The organism is Simkaniaceae bacterium (assembly GCA_021734805.1).
Taxonomy (GTDB): Bacteria; Chlamydiota; Chlamydiia; order Chlamydiales; family JACRBE01; genus Amphritriteisimkania.
Genome location: JAIPIG010000003.1, coordinates 47,198 through 64,956, shown reverse-complemented (window position 1 = coordinate 64,956; position 17,759 = coordinate 47,198). Strand labels below are relative to the sequence as shown.

The window sequence follows — 17,759 nt, the reverse complement described above, 5'->3', positions numbered from 1 at the left end:
TTACGCAAAAATGAAGGATTGATATGGCAAAGCCGCAGCCGCTCTACAATCCTTCATTTTTGCGTAAGGTGAGTAAGTTAGAAGGAAAAGCGAATTTTTTGTAATTCTTCAGGGGAAAGCGAATCTAGAAAGTTGAATTGACAGACTTCTTGATTAATGATTTTCATAAAAAGTCTTGATGCCTGAAATTGTTCGATGACAATATCTTTTGAATCAATTTGATTGAAGTCTAAGATATCAATTCGGCAATAGTTGTTTGGAAGTGATATGGTTTCTGTGTCAAGATGTAACTTTTCAATAGCATTTCTCAAACATTCTTGGTCAGATTGAGTTTCATTGAATTTAAGGCTCTCTTCACACCATGTTTCAACAAGATTGATTCCTAAGGGAGAGTACTTGACAAAAACAGTTCCTGAAAGCACTTTATCGCGATGCCTAAAATCAACATCATCTCGTATTCTAACCAAAAAATCGGATGGTGATTCATCAAATAAAACCGGGTATTGATGGACATAGGAATCCGCATCTAGCCAGATAATCGGGCACTGATATTTTTTTAATTTTTCAAGGATAAGGAAGGGTTTAAAATGGCAGTTTTTATTCCAATTCCCTTGATTTTCAAACGCAGTGATATCTATTGTTAAGCCTATTTTTTGACAAGACCTAGCAAGATTTTGAATTTCCCTTTCATAAAGGGTATCTTTTGTGTAGTAGCTGACAATAATAAAAGAGGGCTTATGTGCTTGTGCTGTCGGTGATGAATTCATGGATTGCCTCGTTATTGAGAACGGGTTCGATATATGTTTTTAAAAATTGGATCGTTGCATAGGATGAATTTCCGGTCAAATTTTTAATTTCTTCATTAAAAGGGTTTTTTTGGGGGTCTAATCCAATTTCCGGGTCGTTCATAACATCTTCTGCTAATGTGTGCATTTTATTGCCTTGTAGGCGGCTTAATGCGGTTTTTGAGTGCTTCATTAGCCTTTGATGGATCTCTTCTCGATCCTTCCCATTTTTGCAAGCTGACATCAGGGCTCTTTCTAATGATAAGAAAGGAGCGTAGTTTTTTAATTGATTTGAGATTGCCTCTTCGTCGATTTCAAGTCGATTGGTGAGCTCAACAGCTAAATTAATGATTGAGTCGGCTGATAAAAAAGCTTCGGGAAGCACAATGCGGCGATTGGCAGAGTCATCAAGCGATCTTTCAAGCCATTGATTTGCTGCCGTTTGATGGGCGTTATTTTCTAGATTTATCAAATACCTTGCAATGGAACAGATTCTTTCAGCTTGTATGGGATTGCGTTTATAGGGCATTGCTGAAGAACCGACTTGATCTTCGCGGTGTGGTTCAAAGATTTCTTTCGTATGGGAAAGAAGGCGGACATCTGTTGCCATTTTATGCAAAGAGGTTCCAATACGAGCCAAAATAGATAATATCCGACAATCTTGCAATCGGGTGTATGTTTGTGTGGATAAAGGAAAGACTGCTTCAAATCCCATTGATGTTGCAACGGCTCTTTCACAGGCGTCAACTTTTTCTTGGTCTTGATCGAATAGCGCTAAAAATGAATCTTGAGTTCCCGTCGCGCCTTTTACACCTAAAAAGGGGAAATCTAATAAAAGGGTGTGGAGATCATTAAAACATAAATAAACATCAAATAGCCAAGTTGAGATTCGCTTCCCTACTGTGATGGGTTGGGCCGGTTGAAAATGGGTATATGCCAAACATGGGGTAGAGGCATATTCGCGGGCTTTAGAATAAAGCGCTCTCATGAGATGTTTTAATTTTCCTCTCAAGATAGTGAGAGCTTCCTTCATTTGAATTAAGTCCCCATTATCCATGACGTATGATGAAGTGGCACCCAAATGGATCACTCCTCTTGCGAGTGGAGCTACTTCAGAAAAGGCGTGAATATGCGCGATCACTTCATGTCTAAATTTTTTTTCAAACAAAGCGATTTGATCAAAGTCTATGTTCAATACTTGCTTTTTCATTTGCTCAATTGCTTCTAAAGGAATATCGATTCCTGCAGAGCGCATCGCACTGGCCAGTGCGATCCACAATCTTCGCCATGTAGCATATTTGTATTGAGACGAAAAGATCTTTGACATGGCTTCAGATCGATATCTAGTCGTAAATGGGCTTTCAAAGATCTCTTCGTTCATCATTAAAGAAGTGCCTCAATTTGCAGGAGAAGCTCTTTGATTTCTTCTTTTTCATTTTCTTCGAGTTGTAGTTTAGAGTGATTACATTGTTGAATAATCCGCTCTAAAGACTTGAGAAGAGTCACGGAAGGTTTTGTTTGCCTTTTGTCTTTTGGGGCAAGGGGAAATATGGTTCTGATTTTTTCTAGAACTTCTTTTTTTGACTCACCGTTATAATTTTCAATCATTTCTTGTTTTTTTTCGATTTCACCGTCTCGTGAAGCTAATGTATAAATTGCCTGTTTAGGCATCTCAGTCACTTTGTTTTGTAAATCAGGGGAAAGTGTTTTATAAAACTCATAGTATTGCAAAAAATTGTAAGGGGTTTGCCGATTGCCATAGGTTGAAACAAGCCATGCGCTAAAGGCTCCGTCTTTATACTTTTTAAGGATAATTTGTGCTTGTTTAATCCTTTCTCCGTGCAGTATAATCGCTTGATTGTTAATTGCTTTGACTTCTTTTGTCAAAGACAATAGCTCATCAAAGTCTGAAGAAATATCTTGAGTTTCAGATTTAAATGATTGAAGAATTGTTTCAATTTGCCCCTTTTCTTCAGTTGTTAAATCTGAAGTTTTAAAAAAGTCAGACAGATGTGTTAGCTCATTTAATGAAACATTCTCAAGGGAAGTTTCATTGCGAGTTTCCAATTGGGGTTTAGCTTTTCTAAATCTATCTGAAAGAAGTGAGTTTAATTTGACCATATTCAGTATTCCCTGATGTAAAATGATTTTACAATGTTATAGCAATGCCCATATTTTTTTAATATGGGCAAAGTTCTGAGCCGTTATTTTTTTATAAGATCAGTTTTATGAGAAGTCTCTTGAAAGAGGGATACAAGAGATTTTGTTTGGAGTTCTTCTTTAATTTGTGAGATGAAGCTTTCAAGGCTCATCGCTCCAACTTGAATATTTTCCCTAGTGCGGATATTGATTGCTTTAGACTCGATTTCTTGATCCCCAATTGTCAGCATATAGTTGAATTGTAGCATCTGAGCATTGCGGATTTTTTTGGATACGGATTCATTTGAGTCATCTACATCGCAAATTAGACCATGACTTTTTAGAGTGCTAGCTAAATGCTTTGCATAGGTGACGTGACGATCGGCAACGGGAATGAAACAAATCTGCCTAGGGCTTAACCAAAGAGGAAATCTCCCTGCAAAATGTTCAATTAAGATCGCAAAGAAGCGTTCGATTGACCCATATAGAGCGCGATGAATCATAATGGGACGCTTTGCTTGGCCATCCGAATCCGTATACTCTAAATCAAAACGTTCAGGCAAAGACATATCTAATTGAATTGTGCCGCATTGCCATGAACGACCGAGAGCATCTCTGACATGAAGATCAATTTTTGGGCCATAAAAAGCCCCATCTCCCTCATTGACTTGAAAGGGGGACCCCCATTCAATCAGGGCATCTCTTAAACCGTTGGTTGCGATGTCCCAATCTTCATCGGAGCCAATCGTTTTTGATTTTTCAGGCCGTGTGGAGAGTTCAAATCGATAATCAAGGCCAAATGTTTTATAAATGGTATCGGCTAATCGAATGACATTGACGATTTCATCTTTAATTTGTTTGGGAGTCATGAAAATATGAGCATCGTCTTGATGAAAGCTTCTAACTCTCAGAAGACCATTGATTGATCCGGATAATTCATGGCGATGAACGAGACCGATTTCACCTACGCGAAGGGGAAATTCTCGATAGCTATGTCTGTGACTTTTATAATAGAGCATTCCACCCGGACAATTCATGGGTTTAATCGCAAATGAACGCTCATCGATTTCAGAGGTATACATATTTTCACGGTAATGAAACCAGTGACCGGATCGTTCCCATAATTCTTGTGAGAGCATAATCGGTGTTTTAATTTCGACATAATCTTGCATTTGATGGAGTTCACGCCAAAATTCGAGCAGTTTATTCCAAATGATCATTCCCGATGGGTGAATGAAAGGCATACCCGGACCGTCTTCTTTAAAAGAGAACAAATCAAGTTTGTTGCCAAGCACTCTATGATCTCTTTTTTTGGCCTCTTCAAGAAGGGTTAAATAATGATTGAGAAGTTCTTTATCTGGGAATGAGATTCCATATATCCGCGTGAGCATCTCATTTTCGCTATTCCCCCTCCAATAGGCTCCTGAGGTTTTCATCAGCTTAAATGCTTTGATTTTCCCCAGATTCATTAGATGGGGACCGCGACACAGATCGGTAAATTCACCTTGTTGATAAGCTGTAAGAGAGCTACTTGGATCAAAGCTGTTGATTAATTCAACTTTATAGGGATTATCCTTAAAGGCTTCCAGAGCTTCTTCTTTTGAGGAAAAGGTGATTTTTTTTGTTCTGAATCGTTCTTTTAAAATAGACTTAATCTCTTTTTCTATTTTGGGAAAGTCTTCTTCGGAAATATTTAGATGAGCAAAGTCGTAATAAAAGCCGTTTTCAATAGGGGGGCCAATTGTGGGTTGTGCATCCGGCCACAGACGGAGAATGGCTTGAGCTAAAACGTGGGCAGAGGTATGCCAAAAAATTTCTCTACCTTCATCACAATCAAAATCATAAATTTCGATCACATCCCCATTCTTTAAAGGTGTAGAAATATCACACATCCGCCGATTAATTGAAAAACCAACAGCTTGATGGGGCTCTTTTAATCCGAGCTTTTCAACCAAATCTAAACCTGTGCTACCGTCTTCCAGCTCGATAGGTTGATCTTGATATTTGATATGCATATTCAATTGCCTTTAATTTAAAATCATCATTTTCTAATAATCATATCTTAGGTGAGTTTAAAGAGCAAAAAATGTCAAAATTATCAGCGATTTTTGATCCTCAATCCCCCTCCTTTCCTTATAGAGCCTACTCAGATCAGCTGGAAGGAAGAAAAGATCAATGGATTAAAATTTTTAATGCCGTAGAAGAATGCAATACCTGTGCCGATTTTTTAGAGGCAGGATTTGAGGATATTATTTTATTTAAAATGGTCCATCGATCAAGAGCGTTTACTCATTGGTTATTTCAATTTGATTTGAATTTGTCTCAAGAAAAAATTGAAAGGGCTTTAGTCATATTGAGGGATTATAAAAATTTTTCATATCCCCATGACCCCTTTAATCACATCTATTTTCAACATTTAATTCGTGTTTGCGAGGCATTTAAGGAAAATGAAAGAATGCGATCAAAATTTGATCGATTGCATCCGCCTCTATTTTCTCATTTTGCAATGGAATTGATCCGAGCATCCCTCATGCTGTCCAATAAGGATCCGATTGGCTCTAAAGAGATTAAAGCAGCTGTTTTTTCGGCAATGATCACTCCCTTACGGCAAAGTGTCGGATCTTGTTTTGCAACAGCACCGGCAATGCTTTTGCAAAATGAGCAAAGTGATCAAATATTTGAAGATCTTTTCCAATTGATATATACGGGAAGGCTTCGTAAAACCATTCGAGGTGAGGACTATAAAGTTCCTCTTTCTCTTACATATGGTCGAGATCAGCTCAATCAATGGATCCCTGATAGGGGGATCCACTTCATCGTAAATCATCCTGCCCTTAAATCTGCTGCTCTATTGTCCAATTTATTTTTAACGACAAAGGAGTATGAGAAAGCAATCGAAAAAGTTTATGATGAAAAAGAACGGATATCATATTTTACGCTCATTCGTCGATTGCTTTATTACAAGTGGGGTTTAACCGAAGAAGAAGTCTCACTGATTCGGGAGAGCTCAAACCTTACTTCTCAGCATTTGAGAGCCAAAACTCACTTAAGTATACAACGTGAAAAAAAATGTGAGCAGTGCATCCAACAAGAAAAAGAACTCATTCGCTTTTTCATGCCTTACTTTTGTCATCCGCTTCTTAAATCATGGGAGTTTACAATCGCTTCTTTTGCTGACTACCAAATCAATGCGTTTAAGTGGAATATGATTGTTGCGCTTGGCTTTTCTCATGAGGAGGTAGGTGGGATTGGAAAAGTTATTTATGACGATTTGGATGCAGGATTAAAGATCCGCAATGACGAATTAATGAATTTACAGCAAGAGGCAGAGAGGGCAGAAAATCAACTCAATATGATTCAAACACTCATGTCGTCCGCAACTTCAGAGGGTCGCATCCGCAAACTCAAAGCAGACGCGAATGCTCAAATGCATCATTTGAGGACATGTGAAAATATGTTGCAAGATGCAATTAAAGACACCGAATATCATTCAAGGTTTTATCAATTTTTGCTCTCTCAGTATGAGACATTATTCCATTTCTATTTTCAAGAGATATATGATCCTGAAATGGGGGCAAAAGACCAATTTTTTTCGCAAGATAGCCCGGCAGGATTCAGGCTTATTTATAAGCATGGTCGATCGGAACCCGATGTGTGGGAAAGAATAGAGGATGAGAAGCTGTATATTCGCTCATTATGCGACTTTTTTGAGGCTATCCCATCAGCATTGATCTCAGCATGCGAATGGGAGAAAGGAAAAGAGGAAATCTATCGGATCACGCGAAAAATTATCGAGCATGTTCAGAGCCCACTTTTTTTGCGCACGGCGTATGAAAGAATTCAAAAGAGCCCGTTTAAAGGGGGGCATAAAACACCTTGGAGTTATGTTTCAGGTGCTAACTTACAAGCATTAGTTAGATGTTATTTTTCGAGAGAAAATCAATTAACGTGTGAAAAGGCAATGGCTGCAACGGAAAAAGATTTATGTATTATATGGATTGATCAGATGAAGGCTCAAGAGCAGAAACTGCTCGACCAATTTATAAAATATCCACACCGTTCCCTATTAGCTGAATCACCAACTCATGCTTTTTTATTCCAACCGGGCCTAGAACTTTTTAAAAATGCGTGGAGTGATAAAGGCTTTACATATACGTGGCTTAGGGATCAGATCATTGAACCTTCCGTTCAATTTTATCGCTTGATTCGACTTGAGCCGATGGAGCAGGTTTTTTTAATCAATCGACTTCTAGACTCTGTTAATTTACCAAGATCATTCTTGCAAAAATTCAGATTTGATGCGAATCGCGCTCTTACATTGAGGGAATTTCAAGAAAAGCTAATAGGATGGCTTAAAAAGTCAAATCTCACATTTGATGAGGTTGTTTTGAAAACATTCTTGCATGGTGTGCTCGTCAGATCAATTCCATTTTCATCAAAGGAAAACATCTATCAACTCGTTACAAGACACCCTGATATTTTTGATCAAACGCAGTTTAATTCTCTGATTTTGGATGATCCGATTGCGTATGATAGTTTAGTCCATATGCTCATCTTACTAGGAGATAAATGCCACATTCAGTTGTCTGATTTGATTGAGCTTTTTCAAAGCCATAAAATGATTTATCCAAAATCGCTCTACTTTGCAGATACGAATTGGGTTGATTATTTTTTTAGTTTTAGGATCAATCCGATAACACTAGAGCTTGATTTATGGAGATCTACGCTCGATGGTCTTAAAGCTTACCCAATGATTAATTGGAAACAGTCTTTTAAAGAAAATGGGGAGCCATGGATTATCTATAATCATCCGGAAGAATACGTTGCAAACCGAATGACAATTGATACCCTATCTCCCAATATCAAAAAGGTATAAGCCAATGGTTAGAAGGCGTAAATGAGTTCGATTTCATACTGACGATAGAAGGCTTTGGCTCCTATATTCTTGTTGGCATTGACAGCTTGTTGGTAGCTTTGAAAGATTGTAATTGTGTCTGTCAATAGATACAAGAGTTGGATTGATATTCCCTTGTAATTCGCTTTACCTACAGCAGTAGAAAATTCGATGATCTCATTCGTATTAGTAATTTTTTGTGTATAAAATCCAATAGCTGATGAATTTCCTCTTCCAATTCCGGAAGCATCGATAACGGGGACGGCTTGAGCTTGAACATATTGCCAATTGATATCGAGTGACCAATCTCCTTTATTTCTCACTTTACCCATTGAAAATCCGGCATACCACGCTAGGTTAGCTTTTTTATAATGTGTTAGGGCGATCCCTCTTGCAGCAGTATTGATTAAAAATGCCGAATAAAGAGTTGTCACCTGATTGATCCATTTTGGAACGAATTTATATCCCAAGATCCATTGTGAATTGACAAAGCCGTAAAGGCGGTTATATACGGCTTTATTTCCTCCGAAGTTTTTTGTATCCCAATCGATAATTGAGTATTTGGCATAAAATCCGGTATTAAAAATATTGAGTATACCTATTTCTCCAACCAATCCCCAAATGTAATCTATTTCATTGACGAGAAAGGGGGAAAAACGGGCATAAAAATTCCCGTATCGATCCGAAGCGAGGTCATATTTAAGTGTGAATCCGTCAAGAAAAGAGCCAAATTCAATTTTGGAGTCATACATGGTTCCCATGTTGCGACGCCCGCCTTCCAGATCAATTGTGACGGTTTCTCCATTGATAATGCGCATTCCTAAAATGGCACGCTCAATTGCAATATTATCAAAGATATTGAGGTCAGATCCCGCGTTATTATCAAATTCAAGCTTGATTGAGGCCCAATTGTTTTCCATGCGATAGTCGAGCATTAAATTGACTTCGATATCGTATTGAGTTCCGGGCTTCGTTTCGTTTGCACTTCCTGCGCCGCGCTGTTTTTTGCCATTTTTGACTTCTTTAATGTTTTGCATTTCCATTCGGACTTCGCCGCTGATCGAAAGATCACCACCAACTTGTTTGATCGTAACTTGTCTTTTTGTGGCAATCCAATCTCTTAATGCCTGGACATCTTCTTCATTAAGAAAGGCCGAAGATGGATCTAAGAAGATTTCAGATTCGCCTTGAGCTACTATAGGTGCGATAAACACACTTGATATGGAAAGAAGAAAGAAAAAATAGCTCTTAAATTTCATCAAAAAACCTCCTAAGGGATAGAGAGCGCGTCTAGTTGGAATAAGAGGTTCAAGGAATTTTATAGGTTATAGGGGGAATAAAGTTTGCAATCTAAGTTTTATAAAATTCAATGAACTTCTCTAAAAACGGATTGCGATCATAGCGTAAAAGAAGAATTAGACGCTAGGATTTAAATGCATAATCGGGTTTTGAGCTGCGCACGATTAATTTTGGATCAAATGCAATAGAGATTTGCGTCCGTTTAAGTGGTTTCTTAAAGGAGGGTTTAAAGCTCATATTTTTTTGAATCGTAATAAAGTCACATTTATTACGGATCAAACTCAAGCCTTTTACATAATCATCTTCCCCATAGTATTTGTTCACGATTGAATGGGGGATAATTAAACAGGGGAGCTGCTCATTTCGATTATTTGACTCAACAACATATTTAAAGATATTCGATGCAATTAAGAATGAGTTGTGAGCATAAATAAAGTGGATGTTTTTAAAAATCCGGAAGAAAAAATCAAAGATTTTAGGTCTTTCTCGAACAATATAAAGATGGATTTTATTTGAAAAAGCAAAGAGCAAAAGCAAGTGAGCTAGCCGCCGCATATGGAGAACAACCCCTTGAGCATGTTTTAAGTCAAAAGTTTGGGGATTAATTTTTATTTGGTAAAAAGGACAAATGAATTTGCGGGAAAAATAGTTGAAAAAAGGGCCGGATAACTGCCGAGAGAGGTAGAGAAAAAAGATAAAATTAATAAGGCCCATGCAAATAAATCCAAGCGAAGCGGAGATATTCAAAACAGAGCTAAAAAGATATAAAAAGGCAGGCGCAAATAGGACGCCACAAAAACTCAAAAAGCTATTTGTGGCAATAATTTGCCCCCGTTTTTCTTCAGGGCTTTTGGATTGCATGTAGCTTTCAATAGGAACGATATATAATCCTCCGGCAAAACCAAGGCAGGATAGTACAATAGCGGTCCCAATCACTGAGAAGGAAATAGCGGGAATCAATATGAAAAATAAAGAAATTCCCAGTGAAGCTAGACAGGCTAGGCCGAGGTTAATGCTTTTACGATTAATTTTTCCGGATACGTAGGCCCCTAAAACAATGCCGATCGAACAAGTGGAAAATAGATAAACCCCACCGACTTCGCCAATATTTAATGTTGAAATAGCGTAAGGGACGATATTAAGTTGAATGAATCCCCCTAAAAAGAGAAAGAAACTTGAGGCAAAAATCGTTAAAACAAGAAAGGGAAAGGGCTTGCAATAGGAAAGTGTTCTTGTGACGTCTGCTATAGCGAATGTGGCCATTTTTCGTTTATTTTTCATTGGCTTTGTCTTAGGAACATAAAAACTTGCAACAAAACCGACGACTGCAATGAGCGTGCATATAATAGCACCAAATACAAAGTTTCGATTGCTAATTTGCGTGAGGAAGGTCGCTAAAAAAGAGCCTGCAATAATTGAAATATATGTTGATGCCGTAATCAGACCGTTTGCTTTACTAATATGCTGTTCTTCAACTAATTCCGGGATAATGCCATATTTGGGGGGGCCGAAAAGAGCGCTTTGAAAAGACATTAAAAAGAGAAGGATAAAGCATCCCCATGGCGATTTCATTGAGTAAGCCCAGATTCCAAATCCCATCACGAGAACTTCAAGCCCTTTTAGACCGATGACTAATTTTTGTTTGCTATATCGATCTGCTAGAGCTCCCCCATACGTAGAAAATAAAATGAAAGGGAGGACATAAATTGCACCGATCCAAATCATCACTTCAGATGAGCGTGCAATTCCATAAAGATCAATCAAGAAAAAAGCACAGAGAAATTTAAAGATGTTGTCGTTGAGTGCTCCGAGTAATTGGGCAATATTAAGGGGAAGAATAGATCGGATAAACTGGGAATCAGATCTGCGGTTTTTTTGACCGGAAGTGATTCGGACTTTGTTTTCCGTTTTTAATAAATTCATACTCATAAACCTTGTTTCTATGCTATCTTGAGGGACGAACTATCTTTAATCCCCAAGATCAAGTGTTAGGGCATCAACTAGTGCGTTCTCTTCCAAAACTTCATTTAAGCAATTCATCTGAGTTACTTATTGAAAATTTAAAAACTGAATTATACACGTCTTCTTCCAATTGCACAAGAAAACTCCTTGTTTTACCTTGTGACAGCATAAAGAAAAAAATTGAAAGAGCGGTTTGTGATGATGAGAGAATGGGGCTTTTAATAGGGGTTCGGTTTTTGAATCTCAACCTTCTTCTTGATGAGCTTTTATCGCTTTTTGGGCAATCCCATGTCTTTGCATCGCAGAGGGATCTCTCCTTTTTAATTCGATCAATTACGGATCAAGAGGGATCAAAGGGGAGTGAGTTGTCCCAATTGGAAGACTATTTTAAGGAGACAAGTTTAAATGATAAGGCAGTTTTTTGTGATCTATTAGCGGGACTTTTCTTGAATTATGGTCAGTATTTTGGTTCAAAATGGGAAGAATGGGTAGAAAAAAATGGTTGGCAGCAATATTTAATCAAAGAATTAAATGCCGTTTTTGATTTTCCCTCAACTTTCATTCCGAAAATACAAAGCCTACAATCCCCCCAACGACAAGTGGACGTTCATATTTTTGCCCTTCCTCACATCCCTTCTATCTATTTGGATTTTTTAACAAAGGCATCTTTGCATTTAAGTATTTCGATTTATCTAATGTCTTATTCAGACTTGTTTTGGGGAGATCTTTATTCAACAAGGAAAAGGAGGGCTATCGATTCCGAACTAGATCAACCGAGTCCAAATCCCCTATTCGGGAACCTATGTAAACTTGGACAATCCTTGTTTTGCGACTTAATTGATCGAAATTTTGTGGCTAAAGATCATTATTTACATCCTCAATGGAATAATGAGCCATCGTTATTGAAAAGGATCCAAACTGATTTGTTTGAATTGCAGTCATATGATGCATATGACAAACAAAATGAGCAAGGATTCACCATGGATTCTTCTCTTCAAATTTTCAGAGCGCCCACTCGTTTAAGAGAAGTGGAAAACATTTTTAATCAATTGCTTAAGCTTTGGGATCAATTTGATCTCGATCCGGATCGCATTGTGGTATTGGCTCCTGATATCAATGAATATGTTCCCTTGATTGAGTTCGTTTTTGGCAACCAAGATTCCCCTATTGGTTATTGTATTGAGGGGGTCAATTTAAAAGCCCATAGTGATGTCTATATGCTTGCCGATTTGATCCTGACTATGGTTGAGAGCCGATGGGATAAACATGAGGTCTTTCAATTGATTGAATCGTCCATTATTCAATCTAAGTGGGGCATTTCAATTGAGGATGTTTCTAAAATTAAAGGGTGGTTTGAGCAATGCCATTTAACGTGGGGTTTTGATCTAGGGCATCGTGCTGAATTTATTGAAGTCGACCCAAAAGAGCTACAAAAAAGTGGGACGTTATCAGATGTATTTTCTTGCTGTCTACTTGCTCTTGCTATGAGTTCAGATTTATCGCAAATGTCAAGCAGTTTTACACCGCCATTTGAGATTGAGTTTTCTCAAGCTCAATTATTAGAAAAAGTGATGAGCTGTTTTCAAGAGATTAAGTCGTTTCGAGATAGTGTCAAAAAGACGACACAATCATTAGACTCTTGGTGTCAAATATTAATCACCGCATTTGAAACATTGTTTTCTTTGCCCTCTCTTTTATCTGATCAAAGAGATGATTTTAATCGATTAATGCAGGACCTCCGATCAATCTTTCGCTTTAAGGATAAAATAGGCGACTTTGCCTTTGACTGGCCTACAATTTCAAAAGGGCTAAAAAGGATTGTAGAAAAGAAAAAGGGGATTGTTAAGGTTGGTAATAAACCAATGGTTCGCTTCGCTTCGATTCAAACCGGAGAGACTTTTGTAAGCGATGTTGTCATTTTAATAGGAATGCAAGGGTCTAGCTTTCCTCGTTATTCTCCTCAACTTGCGATGGATGAGCTGTTACACCTTGATCAGCCTCCTTTTTATCCCCAAACAGCCCAAATCGATCGCTATTTCTTCTTAGAAGCAATCACTCAAGCAAATTATTTTCTTGTGATTTCGGCTCTTTCAAAAGATGATGAAGGAAAACAAGAAGACTTTTCAATTTGTGTGAATGATTTGTTGTCTCATATTGATCGCATTTCCCCCCATCCAAGTGAAAAAGCAAAAACGTGGTTAGTTCAAGAGGTTCAGGAACTCTCTTTTGAGATTGAGGCGCTTAAGGAGTCGTATTTAAATCAATCATTCCGACTTGCGAAGGCCTATTATGATGAAAAAGCAATTCCGCATCAGTTATTTTCCATATTGAATGGACATCCGGCAAATCCCATGGGAAAAAATAACCGGATCATTGATATTTCTCAGTTATTAAAAATGAGTCGCCATCCGATTCAGTTTATTCTTAATGAAAAATATCAAATTTATCTCGACTCTAATGACAAAAATGAGCTTTGGCTCAAAGAATTTGTTTTAAGTGCACTTGATAAGGCGCGCGCGCGTCAGATTTTTCTGAAGTCATTTAAAGATCCAACGGAATTATTTTCCAAACAACGTATGCCGTTTTCTTCTGAGCTTTTTTCAAAAATTGCTCAAATCGACTTAACTGCAGATCTTGGGAAAATCAACGAGCTTTTAAAAGCGTATCATTTGGATAAAGAGGATTTATTCTCTATTCATTTTTCAAGATTTACTGATGTGGTGAAAGAAATCGATAGGGGTGTTATTGAGCACCCCAGTATTAAAATAGAGGTGGATAATGAGGAATATGAGCTGGTAGGAAAACTCGATCAACTCTCATCGCAAGGGGCCCTTTTAATGGGTAAACATCATGTTTCCGACCTATTCAAATTTTGGCCACAGCTACTGCTGCTCCAAGCTTTAGATCATTCGGTTCTGCAAAATAAAAATGCGATCACATTAAAGGATGGGAAGGTTCGAGAGGTTAATTTTCCGGACTGGCAAAAGGCTTTAGAATCTTATGTTCATTATTATATTACGTTTAAAGATCGGATCTCATTTTTGGTCCCCAGTTTAGCAGAATCTATTCTCATTCGCGATCAAACCCACTTTGAAAAAGAAGTCAATTCGCTATATGATGAGTCAGAGTTCCAAATTGACGATCCTTATTTTAAAGCGCTTTTCCAAACAAAAGAGTCGTTTTTAGAGACAGTGTCATATGAAAAATTGTCTAGTGAAATGAAAGAGCATTTTTTTCATTTTATTGAATGGTATAAGGAAAAATAAATATGCGTGCATTCAATTGCTTATCTAAAGAAAAGCTAGAGACGCATCATATTTTTTTAGAGGCTTCTGCCGGAACGGGCAAAACATTTGCAATTGAAAATTTATATACTAGACTCATCTTGGGTTATGATCATTCACCCATCTCAATTGATTCCATATTGGTTGTTACTTTCACTAAGGCTGCAACACGGGAATTGAAAATTCGCATTGCTCGCACATTAGAAAATGCCTATAACCTGTTGCTGTATCGTCGCAAAAGTGGAATTGATTACCTCGATGAGCTGATAGATCACAACTCATATATCGACCAATCGATAGGGCGATTAAGAAACGCTCTTGATGCTATAGAATCGATGCAGGTTTTTACTATACATAGCTTTTGTTTCCGCATGTTGCAAGAGTTCGCTTTGAGTGCAAAACAAGCTTTTTTAGATGAATCTCCTAATGAGATTGATCCCAAAAGTTTTATTTTAGATGCGTTGAGATCTATTTCTCATACTGAAATTTCACCGGTTCAATTTAAAATCCTTTTAAAGTCCTTTCGTCATGATTTTAAGCGCTTGTTATCGAAAATCCTCAGCCTTATTGATTATGAGCTGGAGTTAGAAATGACTCAGTCTTTTGAGGACTTACGCCATATGTTCAATAGGGAATTAAAGGAATTGCCTGCGTTGGATAGGGATCAATTGATGGCGGATTTAAAAGCTCAGTGCCATTTATATCAAAAACTCATGAATCGCAATAAAGAGCTTCACCTGATGTTTGAGGAGCAACTCCTATCTTGTGTGGATTGGCTTGTCCGAAGAGAGATCACCCCTTTGGAGTTTGAGAAATTGGTCCACGATGAGACACATTTTTTGGAATTGATGATTGATGCCAATCTAAAAAAAACGGTGAAAGAAAAACCACCCCTGTCGTATGCCCACCTAGTAGATAATCTCCATGAAGTTTTAATCCCGATTTTAAAGAAGGCAAAAAACCCCCATTTTATTCTTCTTCATTTGATTCGACAAATTCATCCGAAAATAAAAGTTGAAATGCAAAAGAATAGCGAGGCATTTCCTGATGTTTCTTTGCATCAAATGAAAAAAGCCATTCAATTGAAACCGTTTTTGACTGAAATTCAAAGTAAATATTGTGCTGCAATTATTGATGAGTTTCAAGATACGGACAAAATGCAATGGGATATTCTTTCCTCTATTTTTTACTCCCATCTGAATTTATCGCTATTTGCTTTAGTCGGAGACCCAAAACAATCCATTTATCGCTTTAGAAAGGCTGATATTTCGACTTATTTAAGGGCAAAACAGCAATTGGGAGAGAATGCTCAGTTTGTCCTCAATACAAATTATCGAAGTCACCCCATGCTCTTAGAATCGCTTCACTTTTTTTTTGGAAGTGATAATCAACTTTTTACCTTTGAAGAAAGTAGTCAGCATATCGAATTTGAATCTATTCTTTCCGGTAAAGAAAAAGGGGATGATAGCTTAACCGGTCCCCGGCTACAGTGTTGTGTTGTGCAAGAGGAGGTCTATCAAAAAAGCGCTTATCCCTCATATGTGTCGGAAGAAAAAATGATATTCCCACATATTGCTGAGCAAGTCATTGCTTTAAATAAACAGGGAATAGAGTTCAGAGAAATCGCCATTTTAATCAAAGATCGATATCAAGCCCAAAGGCTTCAGTCATATTTACAAAAGGTGACAATCCCTTCGTATTCCCTTAGATCGAGCCATATTGCAAAAACGGCTTCCTATCGATTTTTATCTCTATTTTTAAGAGTGTTGCAAGCGCCATTTGATGAGAAAAAAATCAAAGAATGGATAAGCCATCCTTTTATGAAAGGAGCTCACAATATCTTCATTGATCAAGAAGAGTTTATATTATGGCAGAAGCGGTTAATTCAATTGCGAGAGATAGGATTGAAGAGAGGGCTTGCGTCGCTATTTAATTGTTTTTTTGCCTACGACGATGCTTTTTTTCTTTCCCAATTAACTGTCACCACTTCGTTAGATGATTATAGTGACTTGATCGTCCTGCTTGAAATGCTACTGTCTGAAAGTTTAGGGGTCGGGCCTGATTTAATTGGATTATCTCGCTTTTTAGAGGGATTAAGAACAAAAAATGCCGATGTATCGGCCCAGGCTCAGCGCAGATTGCTCGGACATAGCAATAGCGTACAAATTATGACGACCCACATGAGTAAAGGACTCGAATTCGAAGCCGTATTTGCTCTTGGGCCATCAATGCGAAATACAATGAATGAAGGAATTAGCTCACACTACATTGATGAACGAACGATATTAACAGTATCAAATGATAACGATCTTGAAACGCTTGATGAGGATAGTGAAAAACTACGGCAATTATATGTTGCTCTCACTCGAGCCAAGCAAAAACTTTTTGTGTTTATACCAATGGATATGAGGGGTAAAAAAAATGCAGAGAGTCGATTAAGCCCAATTGAAATTTTTCTTTTAAAAAGATTTTTTCAAGTGCATTCGCATGCTGATTTATTATGTAAAATAGATGAACTTACTTGGGATCAATTAAAGCCGCATTTATTCAACTTAAAAAATCAATGTAGTTTAGATTTTATCGTGTTATCTGAAAAGGAAATGCCCCTATATCAGGTTAAAACTGCAGCTATTAATATTCCCCAGCCAAAAGTTTCCCATATTGATTGGAGACCTAAATGGTTTTTTTCCTTTTCACACATTGCTGCTCTTTCAAAGCAAGATCACCTATTTACCGGAAATGAGCATCCTCCCAATGAGAAACCTTTATCAAATGAACCTCAATTTCCACAAGGAGCTGTTGTTGGAGAGCTCCTTCATGAGTTATTTGAGGTAATCATTCAAAAGGCTCTATACTATCCCTACCAAAGAAAAAGCATCGATCGAATGATAGAGAGACATTGTGAATTTACAATTTTAGCTCCCTATATTGAGCAAGTTTCTGTGCTGATTGATCGGGCTTTTCATATGACTTTAGCAGATGGATTCTGTCTTTGTGATGTCCCTCCTGCTTCTATGTTAGAAGAGGTTGAATTTATTTATCGGTATGAGGATCAAACCTACATAAAAGGGTTTATTGATTTGGTTTTTGAGTACGGGGATGCAATATATTTTATTGATTGGAAGTCCAATGATCTTGGACTAGGTGCGACTTGTTATGATACGAGTTGTTTAGAGGCCGCCATGATAGAGCATCAATATGATCTGCAAGCTGCGATTTATGCTGATGTCATTCATAAAGAACTTCAAAGACGCAATCAGTCGCCGACCAAAATGCGATTTGGTGGAGCGGTCTATTTATTTCTCAGGGGGCTCGCCTACGGTAAGGGAGTTTATCATTTTTTACCTGATCTAAATAGAATTTCTAAGTCAATTCATGAGGTAAAGTTATAATGGA

Annotated in this window: 9 protein-coding genes; 3 read left to right on the top strand and 6 right to left on the bottom strand. The window is 37.7% G+C overall.

What is annotated here, in order from left to right; translation table 11 throughout:
• Positions 1 to 77: 77 nt before the first annotated feature.
• The 4 genes from K9M07_01180 to thrS all read right to left on the bottom strand — a co-directional run bounded on the left by K9M07_01180 (position 78) and on the right by thrS (position 4,939).
• Positions 78 to 767 (bottom strand): hypothetical protein, encoded by a 690-nt coding sequence (locus K9M07_01180; GenBank protein ID MCF7851835.1) that lies wholly within the window; start codon positions 765 to 767, stop codon positions 78 to 80.
• Positions 736 to 2,169 (bottom strand): adenylosuccinate lyase, encoded by a 1,434-nt coding sequence (locus tag K9M07_01175; protein ID MCF7851834.1) that lies wholly within the window; start codon positions 2,167 to 2,169, stop codon positions 736 to 738. The genes K9M07_01180 and K9M07_01175 overlap by 32 nt, the downstream gene beginning before the upstream one ends.
• The gene (locus tag K9M07_01170; GenBank protein ID MCF7851833.1) at positions 2,169 to 2,906 is read right to left on the bottom strand and encodes a pGP6-D family virulence protein; all 738 of its coding nucleotides are present in this window, start codon (positions 2,904 to 2,906) and stop codon (positions 2,169 to 2,171) included. The genes K9M07_01175 and K9M07_01170 overlap by 1 nt, the downstream gene beginning before the upstream one ends.
• 83 nt (positions 2,907 to 2,989) lie before the next feature.
• Positions 2,990 to 4,939, bottom strand: coding sequence for a threonine--tRNA ligase (thrS, locus tag K9M07_01165; GenBank protein ID MCF7851832.1), 1,950 nt, complete (start codon positions 4,937 to 4,939; stop codon positions 2,990 to 2,992).
• A gap of 71 nt (positions 4,940 to 5,010) precedes the next feature.
• On the opposite strand from thrS, the gene K9M07_01160 reads away from it, so the two are divergent.
• Positions 5,011 to 7,800 (top strand): hypothetical protein, encoded by a 2,790-nt coding sequence (locus K9M07_01160; protein ID MCF7851831.1) that lies wholly within the window; start codon positions 5,011 to 5,013, stop codon positions 7,798 to 7,800.
• A gap of 8 nt (positions 7,801 to 7,808) precedes the next feature.
• Here the strand turns inward: K9M07_01160 and K9M07_01155 are convergent, their stop codons facing one another.
• Both K9M07_01155 and K9M07_01150 read right to left on the bottom strand, forming a co-directional pair.
• Entirely contained in the window at positions 7,809 to 9,077 is a 1,269-nt protein-coding gene (locus K9M07_01155; protein ID MCF7851830.1) for a hypothetical protein, read from the bottom strand.
• Positions 9,078 to 9,240: 163 nt separating this feature from the next.
• The gene (locus K9M07_01150) at positions 9,241 to 11,040 is read right to left on the bottom strand and encodes an MFS transporter (protein ID MCF7851829.1); all 1,800 of its coding nucleotides are present in this window, start codon (positions 11,038 to 11,040) and stop codon (positions 9,241 to 9,243) included.
• An 80-nt stretch (positions 11,041 to 11,120) separates the two neighbouring features.
• On the opposite strand from K9M07_01150, the gene K9M07_01145 reads away from it, so the two are divergent.
• Positions 11,121 to 14,345, top strand: coding sequence for an exodeoxyribonuclease V subunit gamma (locus K9M07_01145; GenBank protein MCF7851828.1), 3,225 nt, complete (start codon positions 11,121 to 11,123; stop codon positions 14,343 to 14,345).
• A gap of 2 nt (positions 14,346 to 14,347) precedes the next feature.
• On the top strand, positions 14,348 to 17,755 hold the full coding sequence (locus tag K9M07_01140) for a UvrD-helicase domain-containing protein (GenBank protein MCF7851827.1): 3,408 nt from the start codon (positions 14,348 to 14,350) through the stop codon (positions 17,753 to 17,755).
• Positions 17,756 to 17,759: the final 4 nt, after the last annotated feature.